General features: G+C 40.1%; 17 protein-coding genes. 13 read left to right on the forward strand and 4 right to left on the reverse strand.

Annotated elements, in window-relative coordinates; all coding sequences use genetic code 11:
- Positions 1–15: 15 nt before the first annotated feature.
- The 3 genes from smrA to B5G52_RS07765 all read right to left on the reverse strand — a co-directional run bounded on the left by smrA (position 16) and on the right by B5G52_RS07765 (position 1524).
- Entirely contained in the window at positions 16–594 is a 579-nt protein-coding gene (gene smrA, locus B5G52_RS07755; RefSeq protein WP_087532079.1) for a DNA endonuclease SmrA, read from the reverse strand.
- A 132-nt stretch (positions 595–726) separates the two neighbouring features.
- Positions 727–972, reverse strand: coding sequence for a hypothetical protein (locus tag B5G52_RS07760; RefSeq protein WP_087532127.1), 246 nt, complete (start codon positions 970–972; stop codon positions 727–729).
- Positions 973–1071: 99 nt separating this feature from the next.
- Positions 1072–1524: a hypothetical protein gene (locus tag B5G52_RS07765; protein ID WP_087532080.1), complete on the reverse strand. Its 453-nt coding sequence runs from the start codon at positions 1522–1524 to the stop codon at positions 1072–1074.
- Between the two features lie 114 nt (positions 1525–1638).
- Between B5G52_RS07765 and B5G52_RS07770 the strand changes: the two genes are divergently transcribed.
- Positions 1639–2022, forward strand: a complete 384-nt coding sequence (locus B5G52_RS07770) for a response regulator (RefSeq protein WP_087532081.1) — start codon at positions 1639–1641, stop codon at positions 2020–2022.
- A gap of 75 nt (positions 2023–2097) precedes the next feature.
- Here the strand turns inward: B5G52_RS07770 and rpsT are convergent, their stop codons facing one another.
- Positions 2098–2358 (reverse strand): 30S ribosomal protein S20, encoded by a 261-nt coding sequence (rpsT, locus tag B5G52_RS07775; RefSeq protein ID WP_016708897.1) that lies wholly within the window; start codon positions 2356–2358, stop codon positions 2098–2100.
- 254 nt (positions 2359–2612) lie between these two features.
- Between rpsT and murJ the strand changes: the two genes are divergently transcribed.
- The 12 genes from murJ to B5G52_RS07835 all read left to right on the forward strand — a co-directional run bounded on the left by murJ (position 2613) and on the right by B5G52_RS07835 (position 17071).
- Positions 2613–4193 (forward strand): murein biosynthesis integral membrane protein MurJ, encoded by a 1581-nt coding sequence (gene murJ / locus B5G52_RS07780; RefSeq protein WP_254911167.1) that lies wholly within the window; start codon positions 2613–2615, stop codon positions 4191–4193.
- Between the two features lie 73 nt (positions 4194–4266).
- Positions 4267–5193, forward strand: coding sequence for a bifunctional riboflavin kinase/FAD synthetase (gene ribF / locus B5G52_RS07785; RefSeq protein WP_087532082.1), 927 nt, complete (start codon positions 4267–4269; stop codon positions 5191–5193).
- A 25-nt stretch (positions 5194–5218) separates the two neighbouring features.
- Complete coding sequence (gene ileS / locus B5G52_RS07790) at positions 5219–8047, forward strand: isoleucine--tRNA ligase (protein WP_087532083.1); 2829 nt, start codon at positions 5219–5221, stop codon at positions 8045–8047.
- A gap of 9 nt (positions 8048–8056) precedes the next feature.
- Positions 8057–8557 (forward strand): signal peptidase II, encoded by a 501-nt coding sequence (lspA, locus tag B5G52_RS07795; RefSeq protein WP_087532084.1) that lies wholly within the window; start codon positions 8057–8059, stop codon positions 8555–8557.
- Positions 8554–9012: an FKBP-type peptidyl-prolyl cis-trans isomerase gene (fkpB, locus tag B5G52_RS07800; protein ID WP_087532085.1), complete on the forward strand. Its 459-nt coding sequence runs from the start codon at positions 8554–8556 to the stop codon at positions 9010–9012. Before lspA ends, fkpB begins: the two co-directional genes overlap by 4 nt.
- Positions 9012–9941 (forward strand): 4-hydroxy-3-methylbut-2-enyl diphosphate reductase, encoded by a 930-nt coding sequence (gene ispH / locus B5G52_RS07805; protein WP_087532086.1) that lies wholly within the window; start codon positions 9012–9014, stop codon positions 9939–9941. Before fkpB ends, ispH begins: the two co-directional genes overlap by 1 nt.
- A 32-nt stretch (positions 9942–9973) precedes the next feature.
- Positions 9974–11017 carry a sensor histidine kinase gene (locus B5G52_RS07810; RefSeq protein WP_140394309.1) on the forward strand — a complete coding sequence of 348 codons (1044 nt, stop codon included), beginning with the start codon at positions 9974–9976 and terminating at the stop codon, positions 11015–11017.
- Positions 11014–11715, forward strand: coding sequence for a LytTR family DNA-binding domain-containing protein (locus tag B5G52_RS07815; protein WP_087532088.1), 702 nt, complete (start codon positions 11014–11016; stop codon positions 11713–11715). The genes B5G52_RS07810 and B5G52_RS07815 overlap by 4 nt, the downstream gene beginning before the upstream one ends.
- A 147-nt stretch (positions 11716–11862) precedes the next feature.
- The gene (gene pilV / locus B5G52_RS07820) at positions 11863–12423 is read left to right on the forward strand and encodes a type IV pilus modification protein PilV (RefSeq protein WP_087532089.1); all 561 of its coding nucleotides are present in this window, start codon (positions 11863–11865) and stop codon (positions 12421–12423) included.
- Position 12424: 1 nt separating this feature from the next.
- On the forward strand, positions 12425–13423 hold the full coding sequence (locus B5G52_RS07825; protein ID WP_087532090.1) for a PilW family protein: 999 nt from the start codon (positions 12425–12427) through the stop codon (positions 13421–13423).
- Positions 13411–13893, forward strand: coding sequence for a pilus assembly protein PilX (locus B5G52_RS07830; protein ID WP_087532091.1), 483 nt, complete (start codon positions 13411–13413; stop codon positions 13891–13893). The genes B5G52_RS07825 and B5G52_RS07830 overlap by 13 nt, the downstream gene beginning before the upstream one ends.
- Positions 13894–13906: 13 nt before the next feature.
- Complete coding sequence (locus B5G52_RS07835) at positions 13907–17071, forward strand: pilus assembly protein (RefSeq protein ID WP_087532129.1); 3165 nt, start codon at positions 13907–13909, stop codon at positions 17069–17071.
- Positions 17072–17466 lie beyond the last annotated feature (395 nt).

Here is a 17466-nt window from a genome sequence, read left to right on the forward strand (position 1 = left end):
TACACTTGTGAGAGCTCAGTGCTTAGCATGACGCTCTCTATTTTCGTGTTTCTTCTCATCACTTTTTTTCAGTAAAACATACGTTGCACCTATACCTCCGTGGTGTTTTAAAGCGGTATGAAACGCTAATACAGCGCTGAGTTCTTGCAGCCATTTATTGGTGTAACTTTTTAATATACCCGGTGTCTTCCTATTTTTTATCCCAATACCATGGTGAATTAATACCACACGTATATTTTTATTATGGCAATCATGTATAAAATCAAATAACGCTTGGCGAGCAGATTTAAGTGGTTGTCCGTGTAAATCGAGTGTGGCATCAATTTGGTATTTTGCTAGGCGCAAGTTTTTAAACACCCCTTCTTGCACTCCGGTGTTTTTATAACTCAGTAACGCATCAGGGGCCAACAGTTCAACGAGTTCGCTTCTAAGATAGTTTTCATCAATCATTCGGTCTGTTTCGGCGGCTTTACGTTTTTCTTGTTGTGCAAACGAGGGCGATTTTTTCAAATGCTGTGGTGTTACAGTATCATGGCTAAGTGGCTCTACATCTTCCATAGAAGATAAAAATAAATCAAAATCAGATAACGACATAAGATAGGCCACCTCAAAATAGATTAATACGCAGCGAATTTTAACTTAGTTCATAATGTTAGTCATTCGATAGACAAAAAAATACCCCAGTGAGTAAACTCAATGGGGTATCAAATTATCTTGGGAGAGATATTAATTGGGTGTTACATTCAATTGGCCAAAGGTATAAACCTTGAACAAGTAAAATGTGTTGATCAACACTAAACTCATATTCGAGATAACACTCGATGACATTACATCTAAGCTAAACGATAAAAACAGTAATACGCAGGCGCTAAGTGCGGCAACACGTAATAAAGTCAATTGATTGATAAATAACGCCCCTAATCCTAGGGCTAACAGAGTAAAGTTTAAAAGCCAATCTAGCTCGTTTAACATGATCGTTTCAGTGTACTTGTGTTGAAAAAGGAGCGCCATTATGGTGATCTTTTGCACACCTTTCAACCAAGTAATTTTATATTTTTCAGATTAGTTTTATTAATCCAAAATTAGTTTACTCATCGCTGCAAAAAAGCTTTTTTTCTCAGTGACTCGGTATTTTTGACAGCTAGCAGGTTGATTTAGGTTTTGGCATAGATATAAGGTATTACGCTCTAAGTCTGCTCTTGGCTCTAAGCTAGAATCAAACAAGTTAGCGCCGTAACCAAACAAACCAGGCCAATACACGCTTTGTGTTACTAGACCTAACTTTTGATAGGTAATTAACTGCGGTTTAGGGGTAATTAAAAAGACTAATAGTAGAATAACTAAAGTAATGGTTAATACTCTACTTTTGGGCTTACTATGCGTAGTGGTATTTGTCGAATTACTATTTTCAACCTTTGTGCTTGTTGTATTTGCTGTGGCTTTTCTTTTATTTGTTGTTGGTTGCGTCTTTTTTCTTTGCGGGGCTTTACCAAGCAACGCTTGTTTTTTTATTTTATTAGACATGAAGCAAATCTGGCCTTTTAAGCAGGTGTCTCTATAATGAGATCAATGAATTAAATAAGTTTATATATTTAGTATAATAACTTAAACCTAGCTTATAGCCTATGGGGATCAAGTATGAATGCGCAGCTTTCAATTTTAATCGTGGATGATGTAGGGACGGTACGTAGCTTTCTTAACCAAACGCTTATGCATTTGGGTATCGAAAATGTCAAAGAGGCTTCTACAGCGGCCCAGTGTATTAGTGCCTGCCAAGCAGCAGACTACAATATTATCTTTTTAGATATCGAGTTGCCTGATGGTGACGGCAAAGAAATTATTGCCAAAATAAATGAAATCAACCCTGCAACAAATGTTGTTATGGTATCCGCTCATTCTACGGTTGAAAACGTTAAAGACGCAATAGATAAAGGAGCGAAAGGATTTGTTGTAAAGCCGTTTACCCCTAAGAAGATAGCTGCAATGTTGAAAAAGTTTTATCCAGAATTAGAAATAGCTTAATAAATAGTGTTGAAAACAAATTTTAGATACAAAAAAACCGGCCTAGGCCGGTTTTTTATAATCTACAAAAACAAATTATAGTGCTTTAATTTTAGCAGCTAAACGGCTCTTATGACGAGCAGCTTTGTTTTTGTGAATTAGACCTTTAGTTGCGTAACGGTCTAAAATTGGTGTAGCAACTGCGAAAGCTTGCTGTGCAGCTTCCTTGTCGCCCGCTTCAATAGCAACAACTACTTTTTTGAAGTATGTACGCATCATTGAACGACGGCTTGCGTTATGCTGACGGTTTTTTTCGCTAGTGATAGCGCGTTTTTTTGCAGACTTGATGTTAGCCAAGGTTTGCTCCTAACAATCTTAAAATAAGCTTAATTTAAAGGCCGTGGAATATGCCTTTTTTAATCATGAATGTCAATAAAAAATTGACATAACAAGAAAAACTGCTCCTTTGTAACGAACATCAATTTGCCGCTTTAGCAGTTAATATCGCTATTGTAACAAAGCCCATGCACTGAGCCTAGTGCTTTAGAGCGATTTATAAAAAAGTCTGTGGCATAATTAACTTTCTCATTGGTTTTAAAGCAGGTTTTAGTGTGGCAAAAGGATTATTTCGTTCTGGTATGATTGTGAGTGCAATGACCATGATATCGCGTATCTTGGGCTTAGTACGAGATGCCGTGGTGGCAAATTTACTGGGTGCCAATGCCGCTGCTGATGTTTTTTTGTTTGCCAATCGTATTCCAAACTTTTTACGCCGATTATTTGCTGAAGGGGCTTTTGCACAAGCGTTTGTGCCGGTTTTGTCTGAAATCAAAGAGCAACAGGGCGACGATAAAGTACGATTTTTTGTTGCTCAAGCTGCGGGCACACTAGGCACTATATTATTGATTGTTACCTTAGCTGGCGTGATTGCATCGCCAGTGATAGCTGCATTATTTGGTACAGGCTGGTTTATTGAGTGGTATCAAGGAAACCCTGAAGGTGAGAAGTTTGTGCTTGCTAGTGAATTACTTAAATGGACATTTCCTTATTTATTTTTCGTGAGTCTCGTAGCGCTAAGTGGCGCGGTTATGAATGTTTATAACCGCTTTGCGGTGGCAGCCTTTACACCAGTATTACTGAATATTTCAATTATCAGCTGCGCAATTTTATTACACGATCAATTTTCAGTCGGGGCATACTCACTTGCCATAGGGGTATTTGTAGGTGGTGTTGTGCAGTTATTGTTTCAATTGCCGTTTCTATACCGAGCAAAGATGCTCAGTAAGCCGCGTTGGGCTTGGCAGGACGATAATGTAAAAAAAGTCCGCACCTTGATGATCCCTGCGCTGTTTGGTGTATCTATTAGTCAAATTAATTTGCTGCTTGATACCATGATTGCCTCATTGTTGATGACAGGATCAATCGCCTGGCTTTATTACTCAGATAGACTAATTGAATTTCCATTAGGTTTATTTGGCATTGGCATTGCCACCGTTATTTTACCTGCGCTATCTAAATTACATAGCAGCGATAAAAGTACTGACTTCCAACACACATTAGATTGGGGCGTAAGATTTGTAATATTTTTAGGGCTCCCTGCCATGGTTGGCTTGATGCTGATTAGCCCGTTAATTATTTCAGTCTTGTTCGATCATGGCGCATTTAAAGAAGGCGATATTGACCATGTTCAAGCGGTGAGCCTGGGTGTAATGGCTTACTCCGTTGGTTTAGTGAGTTTTATGTTAATTAAGGTGCTGGCGCCAGGTTTTTATGCACGCCAAGATACTAAAACACCAGTGCGTATAGGTATTATTACTTTGGTTTTAAATATGGTGTTTAATATTATGCTAGCGCCGTTTATTGGCTACTTAGGGTTAGCTTTGGCCACGTCAATGTCGGCAAGTTGCAATGCTTATTTATTATACCGACAATTAAATAAAGAGCAGGTATATCATTTTTCAAGTTTTAGTGGACGATTTACATTTAAGTGTATTGTTGCAAGTGCTGTAATGGGTTTATCTGTTTGGTATACCTCAAATCAATTCTTATGGCGTGATTGGCATTTTATGCAGCAAGTTATTTTACTCAGTGGGTTATTGATTTTGGCTGGGTTTGTTTATTTCTTGTCCATGTTCATGCTCGGTGTGCGACTAAATACGATAAAAAACGTAGCAACTACTGAATCAAATTAAAAAAAAGATTATAATCGGCGTTTCTATAGCTGGAATATATATTCAGGCTGGCTCGAAAAGGCAATTAGGTGGTATGGAGTTAATCAGAGGTATTCATAATATTCGCACGCAACATTATGGTTGTGTGTTGACCATTGGCAATTTCGATGGTGTTCATTTAGGCCATGGCGAAGTGCTTAAAGGCTTACTCAATGATGCTAAAAAATACCAGCTGCCAAGCACGGTGATGTTATTCGAACCTCAGCCACAAGAATTTTTTGCCAAAGATAACGCACCAGCTCGCTTAACGCGATTACGTGATAAGCTCAAGTTGTTAGCTAACTTGGGCATTGAGCGAGTTATTTGCATTAGCTTCAATCAACAGTTTGCAAATATGCAGGCTGAGCAGTTTGTTAGTGAAATACTGATTGATAAACTTGGTGTAAAAGCATTAACGGTTGGCGATGATTTTCGATTTGGTAAGCAGCGTCGAGGTGATTTTAAGTTGCTATCCCAAATGGGGCAAGCGGCAAAAATGGATGTTAAAAGCACCGCGAGTTTTCGTCAATTAAATGCTAGAGTAAGCAGCACGTTAATCCGTGAAGCACTGGCTCACGGACAATTAACGCAAGCGAAGGCGATGCTTGGTCATGACTATGCTATTTCAGGGCGTGTAATACATGGTTGGAAGCGTGGTCGTGAACTTGGCTTTAGAACAGCTAACATAGCTTTAAAGCGTCAAGTATGCCCTGTAAATGGGGTGTTCGCGGTGCAGGTAACGCTAAAAGATAAAACAATATATGGGGTTGCAAATATAGGCAACAAACCCACATTTAATGGAACACGCGCATTATTAGAAGTGCACTTATTTGATTTTGCGCAAGAAATATACGGACAGTTTATGCATGTGGAGTTGATTGAAAAACTTCGCGATGAGCAAAAATTCGAGACATTAACACAATTGACGGCACAAATAGCAACTGATGTTGCTGCCGCTAAGCAGTGTTTTGGTTTAAATTAGGTAGCCGATACGGAAAGTAGGATTAATGAGCGACTACAAACATACTTTGAATTTACCGGAAACAATGTTTCCAATGCGCGGCAATTTGGCACAACGTGAACCAAAAATGCTTAAAACATGGTATGAAGACGACCTGTACGGTCAAATTCGCAACGCTAAAAAAGGTAAAAAAACCTTTATTTTGCATGACGGCCCTCCGTATGCAAACGGCGATATCCATTTAGGCCATTCAGTAAATAAAATTTTAAAAGACATTATTGTAAAGTCTAAGACTTTATCTGATTTTGATGCCCCTTATGTGCCGGGTTGGGACTGTCATGGTCTACCAATCGAGTTAATGGTTGAAAAAAAGGTTGGCAAACCGGGTGTTAAAGTCACTGCGGCAGAATTTCGTGAGAAATGCCGTGCTTATGCTAAAAAGCAAGTTGAAGGTCAAAAAGTTGACTTTAAACGCTTAGGTGTTTTTGCTGATTGGGATAAGCCTTATTTAACGATGAACTTTGATTTTGAAGCCAACGCCATTCGCGTATTGGGTCGCATTATCGAAAAAGGGCACTTGCATAAAGGCGCTAAGCCAGTTCACTGGTGTACAGATTGTGGTTCAGCATTGGCTGAAGCAGAAGTTGAGTATCAAGATAAGCAATCGCCAGCAATTGATGTACGCTTTGAGTTCACTGATCAAGCCGCTGTTGTTAACGCATTTGATTTAAAGGCAGATCATGAAGGCACAGGCACTGTAAGCACCGTGATTTGGACAACGACACCGTGGACGCTACCAGCTAACCGTGCAGTTGCCGTTCACGCTGATTTAGAATATGCCCTTGTTCAAGTTGACGATGAAGGTGCACAACAGCGTTTAATTTTAGGTTCAGAGCTTGTTAAAGATGCTATGGACCGTTACGGCTTTAACCATTACCACGTTTTAGGTTATGTAAAAGGGGCGGTACTTGAAAACCTTCAAGTTGCTCACCCATTTTATGACTTTAATGTGCCTGTAATTGTGGCTGAACACGTTACGACTGACTCTGGTACGGGGATTGTTCATACAGCACCGGGTCACGGCCAAGAAGATTTCGTGGCAGGCTTACAATACGGTTTAGAAGTTGCTAACCCAGTTGGCGCTAATGGTGTTTACTTACCAGACACCGAACTGTTTGCAGGGCAACACGTATTTAAAGCAAACGCCAATGTGGTTGATGTATTAACTGAGCGTAACGCGTTAATGCACCATCATGCGTTAACGCATAGCTACCCGCATTGCTGGCGTCATAAAACGCCGATTATTTTCCGTGCAACACCGCAGTGGTTTATTAGCATGGACCAAGCTAATTTACGTCAAGATTCATTATCAGAAATTAAAAACACTCAGTGGTTACCAGAGTGGGGCGAAAGCCGCATTGCAAACATGGTAGAAGGGCGCCCTGATTGGTGTATCTCACGTCAACGTACGTGGGGCGTACCAATTGCTTTATTTGTTGATAAAGACACCGGTGCATTACATCCGAATACGCAATCATTAATTGAAGACGCGGCTAAACTGGTAGAAAAATCAGGTATTCAAGCTTGGTATGATTTAGAACCTGCAACGTTATTAGGTGAAAAAGACGCTCAGCAATACATGAAAGTGCAAGATACACTTGATGTATGGTTTGACTCAGGTGTAACGCATGCGTGTGTGGTTGACGCTCGTGAAGAGTTAACAGGCCCAGCTGATTTATATCTAGAAGGGTCAGATCAGCACCGCGGTTGGTTTATGTCATCAATGATGACCTCAGTTGCGATTAATGGTCATGCACCTTATCGCCAAGTACTTACTCATGGTTTCACCGTGGATGAGAATGGCCGTAAAATGTCGAAATCATTAGGCAATGTAATCTCACCACAAAATGTGATGAACAAACTAGGCGCTGATATTTTACGCCTTTGGGTTGCTTCAACAGATTACACTGCTGAAATGACGGTTTCTGATGAGATCTTCAAACGTTCAGCGGATCGCTACCGTCGTATCCGTAATACCAGCCGTTACTTACTGGCTAACTTAAGTGGCTTTGATCCAAAAACTGATCAAGTGGCTATTGAAGACATGGTTGAGCTTGATCGTTGGATTGTAGGCCGTGCAGCGCAATTACAAGGTGAAATTGTGGCAGCCTATGACAGTTACCAAATGTTGCAAGTTACGCAAAAATTAATGAACTTCTGTACGGGTGAGTTAGGCTCGTTCTACTTAGACGTAATTAAAGACCGTCAGTACACAGCTAAAAGTGATAGCCATGCACGTCGTTCATGCCAAACAGCCTTATACCATATTGCTGAAGCAATGACGCGTTGGATGGCGCCTATCATGAGCTTTACAGCGCAAGAAATCTGGGAAGCATTACCAGGTGAGCGTGACCAGTATGTATTTACCTCAGTTTGGTATGATGGCTTAAAAGCAGTGACTGAAGGCCAATTTAGCAATGATGATTGGTTAACTATTTTAACCGTGCGTGATGAAGTAAACCGCGTACTTGAAGGTGCTCGTAAAGAAGAAATCATTGGCGCAACGTTACAGGCTAATGTAAGTATTTTTGCAAATGCAGAAATCGCGGATAAATTAGCGGCATTAGGTGATGAGTTACGCTTTGTACTACTGACTTCTCAAGTAACGGTTACTGCTGTTAATGAGCAACCAGAAGGCACTCAAACAACTGAAATTGATGGTTTGTACATTAGTGTAGCAGCAACAGATGCAGAAAAATGTGAGCGTTGTTGGCACTATTGTGATGATGTAGGCGCGAACCCTGCACATCCTGAAATCTGTGGTCGTTGTGTTAGCAACGTAGATGGCGAAGGCGAAACGCGCCAATTCGCATAGGAGTAGTCAGTGAGCAAGCTAGCCCAAAAAAGTGGTTTAGTGTGGCTTTGGTTGAGTCTGCTACTTTTAGTAGCAGACTTTGCCAGTAAAACGCTAGTGGTGAATACAATGAATCTGCGTGATTCGATTGATATATTACCGTTTTTTAACCTTACTTATGTACACAATTACGGCGCAGCTTTTAGCTTTTTAAGTGATGAAAGCGGTTGGCAACGTTGGTTTTTAAGTTTAATAGCAATCACCATTAGTGGTTTGCTGATTTGGTGGTTAAAGCGCTTACCAGCGTCTAATAAAATTTTATGTGGTGCCTATTCACTTGTTTTAGCTGGCGCGATAGGTAATTTATACGACCGTATGTACTATGGTTATGTAATCGACTTTTTGCACTTTTATTATGAAAACTGGCACTTTCCTGCGTTTAATATCGCTGATAGTGCAATTTGTATAGGTGCAGCATTGTTATTATTTGATGCCTTTACTGGCGAAAGTCCAAAGGAGCATAAAGCATGAGCCAAACAGTTATCACCGAAAACTCAGAAGTGATTTTTCATTTTTCAATAAAACTCTCTGATGGCTCTGCAGCTGATTCGACCAAAGTACATAATAAACCAGCTAAGCTGGTAATGGGTGATGGCAGCTTAACCGCAAACTTTGAAAAGTGTTTATTTGGTTTAGCGCCAGGCGACAGCAAATCGTTTGAGCTGGAGCCAGAAGATGCCTTTGGTCAACCAAACCCCGATAACATCTATTATGTTGAGCGTAGTAAATTTGGCCCAGATACGCCAGCTACTGTAGGTTCTATCATCGCGTTCACGCAACCTGATGGTACTGAATTACCAGGACTTGTACGCGAAGTGCAAGGCGAGTCGGTAACAATTGATTTTAATCATCCTTTATCTGGTCAGAATTTAACCTTTGAAGTTGAAATTTTAGAAGTTGATAATACACCTAAGGTAAATGATTAATGGATATTTTATTAGCCAATCCTCGCGGTTTTTGTGCGGGCGTTGACCGTGCGATTAGTATTGTTGAGCGTGCGTTAGATATATTCGAAAAACCAATTTATGTGCGTCATGAAGTTGTACATAACCGTTATGTGGTTGATGGCTTAAAACGCCGTGGTGCGGTATTTGTTGAAGAGCTTGATCAAGTACCTGATGAAAGCATTGTAATTTTTAGTGCTCATGGCGTATCACAAGCTGTTCGTAGTGAAGCAAAACGCAGAGAGCTTAAAGTGTTTGATGCAACCTGCCCACTGGTTACTAAAGTGCATATGGAAGTGACCCGTGCTAGCCGTAAGGGAACTGAGTGTATTTTAATTGGTCACCACGGTCATCCTGAAGTTGAAGGCACCATGGGGCAGTACGATAATAGTAATGGCGGTATCTATTTAGTTGAAACTGCAGAAGATGTCGCTAAACTCAACGTAAAAAATCAAAATAACCTTTTTTACTGTAGCCAAACGACTTTGTCGGTTGATGATACGGCTGATGTGATTGATGCTTTACGCGCTAAATACCCGGTTATTGATGGTCCTCGTAAAGATGATATTTGCTACGCCACGCAAAATCGCCAAGATGCAGTTCGTGACTTAGCTGATAAAGTTGATGTGTTATTAGTGGTTGGCGCTAAAAACAGCTCAAACTCTAATCGTTTACGAGAGCTTGCTGATAAAATGGGCACCGTAGCGTACTTGATTGATGATGCCAGCAATGTTGAAGATGCTTGGTTTACTAATGCAAAGACTGTGGGTGTAACCGCCGGTGCATCTGCACCAGAGGTTTTGGTGCAGCAAGTTATTAGTCGATTAAAGGAGCTCGGTGGTAAACAAGTGATTGAAAACCCAGGTGAGGAAGAAAACATTGTTTTTGCTGTCCCTGTTGAGTTACGCTAATCTGATAGTTTAAATACTCGAAGGAGAGCCCCGTGAGCAAGTCGATGCAAACTAATGTGTTGTTTTTCGTGGCTCTTTTTACTGAGCGAGGTGTGTTAGCCACCTTAGTTGTGGTGCAAGTTATTGCAACTATATTGGCTTTTGCACCTACTGCAGCTCAAGACATCTGGATCCGTTTAGGTGTTATCAGTTTATTTTTACAGCTTACCTTTCTATTGAGTCTTACTTGGCTTTTTTTACTCCGTTTTATTCTAAAAAATTATTCGCACTTTATACAAAGTCTCAGTTTATTTGCCTCACTTTTTTTTACCACCTTACTAATGAGTTTAATGCTTACTGGATTGGCACAAAGCTACATTGAAATAGCAAACCCTGCTGCTTTTATATTTCGGAATCTATTAATTGTATTGTTAGTGGCATGTTTATTCATTCAGTTTTTGACAATCTATTTTGAAAAGCAACAGCAAACAAATGCGCTAGCAAGAGCTGAGCTTGATGCACTACAGGCGCGTATTCGGCCACACTTTTTATATAATAGCCTTAATACAGCCGCCGAATTGACTCATTACGATCCAGATGCTGCGGAGCAAGCGATCTTAGCATTAGCTGCATTATCGCAAGCTGCAATGCAAGTCGGAAAAGAAACCGCATTGTCTGATGAAATTACATTGACCCGGCAGTATTTAAGGTTAGAAAGCTGGCGGTTTGCAGAGCGGCTACAAGTTGACTGGCAATTACCAGAACAACTCCCAAACATAACAATTCCTTGTTTAACATTACAACCACTATTAGAAAATGCCGTGTGTCATGGTGTTGAGCCTTCATTGACGGGGGCTGTTATTTATGTCGAATTACATGTAAGTCAACGCTCGTTGGTGATTATCGTCGAAAACCCCGTGTCTTCATCATCGCAACAAACACGGCCAGGAAATGGCATGGCATTAGATAATATTCGCCAACGGTTAGATCTCTATTATCAGGGGCGTGCTAAGTTGACAATGACAGTAAGAGAAGGGGTGTATCGGGTTAAATTGGTACTGCCTTTGGATGTTGATTATACACAGGAGCAACAATGAAAGTTCTTATTGTCGATGATGAGCCATTAGCTCGATCTCGCTTGCAGCGCTTACTTGCGAAAAATCCAGACTACAGTGATATAGCACATGCAAGTAATGGCACCGAAGCTATACAGCAAGTAAAATGTTTGGCGCCAGATATTGTATTTTTAGATGTCAATATGCCCGCCATGAACGGTTTAGAAATTGCTGCGCAATTAAATACACTTAGTGTGCCACCCGCGATAATATTTGTGACCGCTTACCCTGAACATGCTTTGGATGCTTTACAACTTAGTGCAGCAGGTTACTTAGTCAAACCAGTTACAGAGCAAAATTTGGCCAATACTATAGAGCAACTTGGTCGTCTCACTCGTGCTCATGTGCAAAAACAACGCCCAGCGATGATTAACTATCAACTGGCAGGAGTTACGCGAAGTGTTGCACTAGAAGATGTCTATTATGTGATCGCTGAAGATAAATACACACGTTTAATTTTTACTGGTGGCGAAGCGTTACTTGATCACAGTTTAAAGCAGTTAGAAGAAGAGTTTTCCACGCACTTATTACGAATTCATCGCAAAATATTAATTAATCAATCACGCCTAATTGAACTGAAAAAAAACGCTAACGGAACGCATGCTGTTGTATTGAAAGGTTGTGATTGTTTATTACCTGTTAGTCGACGTGCGTATAAGAACGTAAAAGAGCATTTTTGATTCCCCCTCCTCATTTTAGATACACAGGTTATTAAAGCTGTCCGAGTAACCACTTATCAACAAATATAACCGTTTATCCTGAGCAGAGTTGAATCTACCTACTGATAGCATATGCTTATAGTCAGATAGCTTTATATTAGGTGCGTTATGAAATTAGTCAATCATACACCACAGCAAGGTTTTACATTAGTAGAGGTATTAATTGCGTTTGTGATTCTAAGCTTCGGTTTATTGGGTGCCGTTGCATTACAAGCAAAAGCGAAACAAGCAAGCTTTGATTCAATGCAGCGAGCGGCTGCGGTTGCTCTAGGCAATGATATTATTCAACGGATACGGGCTAATGATCGTGTGGCAGCAATTACTCAATATAATGGCACATTTACGAGTGATACCGAGCTTGAACAGTCACGTACTTGCTACAGTGACGCATGTAGCTCAGCGCAAATAGCGGCACTTGATCGGCAGCAATGGATCCGTGCAATACAGGCTAAAGAAAATACAGGCGCTTTAGATGATGCAACGGTATGTATAGAGAATACTGCCGTACCAAATAGCGATGATAAAGCATTTAATATTCAAGTAGTGGTGAGTTGGCAAGGCCGCCAAAAGTTTACCGGCACGACAGAAACCCAGCAATTAACGTGTGGTGAGAGTAATAGCAATCGCCGTATTATGGTTTTGAAAAGTTATATTTACCTAAGGAGCTAATATGAAGCAGCAAGGTTTCACTTTAGTCGAAATGATGGTGGCATTATTTATTGGTGGTTTAGTGCTTGGGGGAGTGATGTTCACGTATGTCAGTATGAAAGTAACCACGAGAGATACAATGACAATAGGTGACTTGCAAGAAACAGGTCGCTTAGCGCTTAATATTATGCAGCGTGATATAGAGCAAGTTGGTTTTTGGGGCACCTTTTATGAAGATTCTTTTTCAGCAGAAAATACACAAGTGTCACTTACACCTGGACAAAAACCAGCCCCAGATTGTTTTGCGGGGGCGAATAATGGTAGCTTTCCTGTTTTTAACGTGAACACTAATTTTCGTTCAGTGTATTCCATTGAAACAATGGGGGGAGAAGCACTAAATTGCCTTAATAAGACAAAAGAAAACACTGATATCTTGCAGGTAAAATTTTTAGAAGGGTTACAAATTGATCCAACTGATAGCACTGCGAATAACTATTATTTTATTGCAGAGCAAGAGCGAGGCGAGTTTCGTAAAGGCCCCATTGCTGCAAATACCATAGGCGGTAATGCAACGCTTTGGCGCTATCGTCATCATGTTTATTATATTGATGAGCAAACTTTTAAAATAAACGATCGTGATAGAGAAGTACCCGTATTGATGCGACGTCGGCTGGCACCGAGTGGAAAAATGGTCACTGAAACGATTATGGAAGGCGTTGAAAATATGCGGTTTTTATTCGGTTTAGATACGAACAATGATGGTCGAGTAGATACTTACCGCAGTGTTAATAAAATGACCGCAGCTGATTGGGAAAACCGCCGAGGCATTTTAACGGTGCAAGTATTTATTTTAGTACGAGCATTACAAGAAGATGCTAACTTAAAACAGCTCAATCAAACATATACCTTAGGCGAAGATGTCGACCAAAGAATACTTGAGTTTGATGATAAGTTTCGTCGAGCTCTATTTACAACAACGATTCGCTTAAATAATGTAGGAGCAAACCTATGGAGAATTTAAGGTTAGCTGCAAAACAGCAAGGTGTTGTTCTGATTGTGGCGCTGATCATGGTTGTTGCTGTCACAGGTATAGCTGTGACGCTTATGAGTAGCAGTAGTGTGGATATGAAAATTACCAATGCCGCATTTGAGCGAGAAGAAGCTGAAAACGCTTTGATGGGTAATGTACAACAAGTGATAGCTGATGAAGCGACTAAAGGAGGAACCAGTTACTTTTTATATACGCGAGCGCAAATACCGAATGGTTCAATCGCATTAGATAAAGTGGGCGATACAGTAAACTCAATGAGTAATTTAAATAATGGTGCGCTAGATCTGCCCTGCCCCCGTAAGTTTAGTTTTACCGCAGGTATTTCATGCAACATGGTGCAAGTTGATAGTACGATAACCTATGGCTCAAAAAGTAAACACACTATTACAATAACGACTGGAATCGCCCAAGAAATGGCTAGTTTAAATACTGGCGGTTAAGTGAGTAAATATGATGAAGTTTGAAAAGTTAGTTATAAGTATTTCGCTCTGTATTGCACTGCTTTTAAGTATGCACAGCTACGCTGAAGATATTGAATTATATGTTAATCATAATGTTGAGCTTGATGAAAAGCCTCGTGTTTTATTAATTTTTGATACTTCAGGCAGTATGGCTTGGAGTGTTGTGGATGGTGATAGTCAAGTCTGCTACAGAAGAGTTAAATCGAATCAGTTCGAAAGAGGAGATTGTTTTAAAAGCTTAGATAGTTACTCATGGAAAGAACAGTGTTATATCATCAGGAGTGGTTATTATAGAGCTGAATGTGATGACACAAGGCTGGGTGTTGCTAAGAAAGCTATATCTCAATTAATTGAGGAAAATGATGATATTGAATTTGGCTTGATGCGCTTCAATGGTAGTAATGGAGGGTACGTTCTTGCAAAATTAGGCTCTGAAAAATCCTTTTTATTAGATAAAGTCGATAACTTACCAGCTAGTGGAAGCACACCTCTAACAGAAACACTTTGGGAAGCGTATTTATATATCACAGGTCAACATGTGTATTATGGGGGAAATACTAATGACCGGGATAGATCTGCTGAGTCATCAGGCTATTATAAGTCGCCTTTTATACCTGTCGCAGGGGAGCCTTTAAGGTGTGATAACAGTGTAAACATAATTTTAATGACAGATGGTGATCCCACAAGTGACTCCAATAGAAACAATGATATTAAGAACTTACACAATTACCATTATACATCAAATCCGCCAGTTGTAAGTAATAGTTACTTAACGGCATTGGCGAAAGTTATAAATGGTACAAGTGATGTTGAAGTAGACTTGTATACTCCTACGACAGAGATCCGAGAGTTTGGCCGAGTGTTCCCTATAGGGTTTGGTACCGGGATGAGCAACTCAGGTAAGGATTTATTATCTCAAGCTGCGACGTATGGTGGTGGCCAATATCTGCATGCCGATACTGCTGAGCAACTTTCAGAAGCATTAAAAAATACAATCACTCGTATCCGTGAAGTGAACGATACATTTACATCTCCCTCAGTGGCAAGTAATAATGTTGATCAGACACGAAGCCGAGAATCGATTTACTATGCCATGTTTTACCCAGAAGCAGGCGCTCGTTGGCGAGGAAATTTAAAAAAATTAAAAGTGTCAGGTACAGAGATTATTGATGCGCAAAGTAATCCTGCGCTTAATGATGATGGCTTGATTAAATCAACAGCCCATACCTTTTGGTTACCTGAAAATTCTGCCGCAGATGGTAACTTAGTGCAAAGTGGTGGTGTTAATTTACACCTTACAAATCTAGCGGAGCGAACCGTGTACACCGATTCTGCCGCAGGAGGACTCATAGAGTTTAAAAGCTCCGTTTTGCAAACAGCTTTAGGTGGACTTGTAAATTTAGCTAATAGTTTCGGGGCCGATATACTCAATGTCGCCTCAACTATAGATTGGGCTAGAGGTGTTGACGTTGATGATGAGGATAAGGATGGCTCTCGTCGGGATCAGCGTCAGGACATATTTGGTGATCCATTACACTCAAAGCCCGTCACTATTGATTATGGTAATGATGATATACGTATACTGATTGGTACTAATGCTGGTTTTTTACATATGTTTCAGGATAAAGGGGACGAAGTGAGTGAAACATGGTCATTTATTCCTAATAGCTTATATAGAATTTTAACACCGTTGCGGGACAACCAAGCTGATACTAAAGTGTACGGCGTTGATGGCCCTATTACAGTCTTTTTCGATGACGCTGATCGTGATGGTGTTGTTGAAACTGGCGATCGCGTATGGGCTTTTTTTGGTATGCGTAGAGGCGGTAATTATTATTATGGTTTAGATATTACCAACCCTGATGTTCCTCGATTAATGTGGACAATTCAAGGAGGCACAGGTGTATTCTCTGAGCTAGCACAAACTTGGTCAGCGCCAATCGCAACATATATTAAAGGGAAAACAGATCCCGTGCTAATTTTTGGGGCGGGCTTTGATACTAATAAAGACAATATGCAGCTTAGTAATGATAGAAAAGGACGGGGGTTATATATTGTTAATGCATCAGATGGTAGTTTGGTGTGGGAGCTAACCCCTAAAACAGGCTTTAAAGGAGAGCATAGTATAGCCGCAACCGTATCAATACTTGATTCTGACTATGATGGCTATATAGACCGTCTATATGCAGCTGATACAGCAGGTAGTATCTGGCGAGTAGATATGCCCGGTGAAAATCCGAAGGATAGCATAAACCCATGGACTCACTTTGAACTTGCACAATTAGGAGGAGCATTATCTAGTCAAGATAGACGTTTTTTCTATAAGCCGGTTGTGGCGCGGACAATGTTTAGCAAGGTAACCAATACCACTGAAAATAATAAAACAACCGTTACTCGCCAAGACACACCTTTTGATGCGGTATTAATAGGCAGTGGCAATAGGCCCAAGCCTACGTTGACGAACGTGCAAGATCAGTTGTATATGATCCGTGATATTAACACTGTGACTAAGTCATTTTTAGGTGATGACATTCCAGTTCCCATTACAATCAGTGAATTAATGAATGTAAATAATGATCCTTTTGCGAATGCGCTCAATGATGTTAAAAAGTTTACTGACGAAGAATTAAAGCTTAGTCAAAAAAGTGGCTGGTACTATGACCTTCCTCGAAGTGGTGAAAAATCACTTGCAGAAGCCACTGTAGTTGGTGGCGTCGCTTATTTTACGAGTTTTACACCGGCTTCAAAAGATTCGGTTATTAATCAATGTTCTTTAAGTGGCGGAAGTGGCGGTTTATATGCATTTCACTTACATTATGGCACCAAAGTGTATGAACAGTTACGCTATGTGACGAGTAATGATGTGCCTGACACACCACAACTCTATTTTGGTTCAACAAACACATGTGAGACTGAGGATTGCGATGATCAGAGCCAGTTTTTATTATTAGGGCCAGGGGTTAAGCAAACAAAAGAAACGCAGGGGGACTCAAGCGCGAAAAACCCATTTGTGCCAAAGGAAATTATAGGGCCTGGTATTTCGTTTGATGAAGATGGCAAAATTAAACTAGTAAGTGATGCCGTACCAATTGGTTTTGGTTTTAAAACCCAACAAACATTTATTTATAAACGCGAATTGAATGATAACTATAAATAACTATTAAAGTTATTTTTACACGGTTTTACTACCCTTAATGTAGTAAAACCGTATAACTCCCTTTTCAGTCAGATTGTTTAAATACTTTACTTAATAACCAACTTTCATATTAAGACGCATACGGCTGTATTACAGGTTTTTGTACTGAATAAGCTCTATACCTACAAAATATTTTATCTTTTTCCCAAGTCCCAACCCTATTTTGTAATTTTTCTGTTCTGAGGAAATTAACAAAAAAACATGATTTCACTGATGTAGTCATTATATTAATCTAATCAATTAGATGTAGTTAAAAAGGATTGCTTGGTGTGTTTTTTATACAGAGAAATGACTGTTTTATGTTGTGAAATCTAAATTTTGTGCTGTACTAAAGTAGTACTCATACTAAATGGAGA

The sequence above is a fragment of the Pseudoalteromonas sp. A601 genome (assembly GCF_002165575.1).
Taxonomy (GTDB): domain Bacteria; phylum Pseudomonadota; class Gammaproteobacteria; order Enterobacterales; family Alteromonadaceae; genus Pseudoalteromonas.

Bases quoted from the DNA above. Each gene is read 5' to 3' on its own strand.
- B5G52_RS07765 (WP_087532080.1), bottom strand. From the start codon at position 1,524: ATGTCTAATAAAATAAAAAAACAAGCGTTGCTTGGTAAAGCCCCGCAA.
- B5G52_RS07760 (WP_087532127.1), bottom strand. From the start codon at position 972: ATGTTAAACGAGCTAGATTGGCTTTTAAACTTTACTCTGTTAGCCCTA.
- B5G52_RS07815 (WP_087532088.1), top strand. From the start codon at position 11,014: ATGAAAGTTCTTATTGTCGATGATGAGCCATTAGCTCGATCTCGCTTG.
- B5G52_RS07835 (WP_087532129.1), top strand. From the start codon at position 13,907: ATGAAGTTTGAAAAGTTAGTTATAAGTATTTCGCTCTGTATTGCACTG.
- fkpB (WP_087532085.1), top strand. From the start codon at position 8,554: ATGAGCCAAACAGTTATCACCGAAAACTCAGAAGTGATTTTTCATTTT.
- B5G52_RS07830 (WP_087532091.1), top strand. From the start codon at position 13,411: ATGGAGAATTTAAGGTTAGCTGCAAAACAGCAAGGTGTTGTTCTGATT.
- ispH (WP_087532086.1), top strand. From the start codon at position 9,012: ATGGATATTTTATTAGCCAATCCTCGCGGTTTTTGTGCGGGCGTTGAC.
- ileS (WP_087532083.1), top strand. From the start codon at position 5,219: ATGAGCGACTACAAACATACTTTGAATTTACCGGAAACAATGTTTCCA.
- B5G52_RS07770 (WP_087532081.1), top strand. From the start codon at position 1,639: ATGAATGCGCAGCTTTCAATTTTAATCGTGGATGATGTAGGGACGGTA.
- pilV (WP_087532089.1), top strand. From the start codon at position 11,863: ATGAAATTAGTCAATCATACACCACAGCAAGGTTTTACATTAGTAGAG.
- B5G52_RS07825 (WP_087532090.1), top strand. From the start codon at position 12,425: ATGAAGCAGCAAGGTTTCACTTTAGTCGAAATGATGGTGGCATTATTT.
- smrA (WP_087532079.1), bottom strand. From the start codon at position 594: ATGTCGTTATCTGATTTTGATTTATTTTTATCTTCTATGGAAGATGTA.
- ribF (WP_087532082.1), top strand. From the start codon at position 4,267: ATGGAGTTAATCAGAGGTATTCATAATATTCGCACGCAACATTATGGT.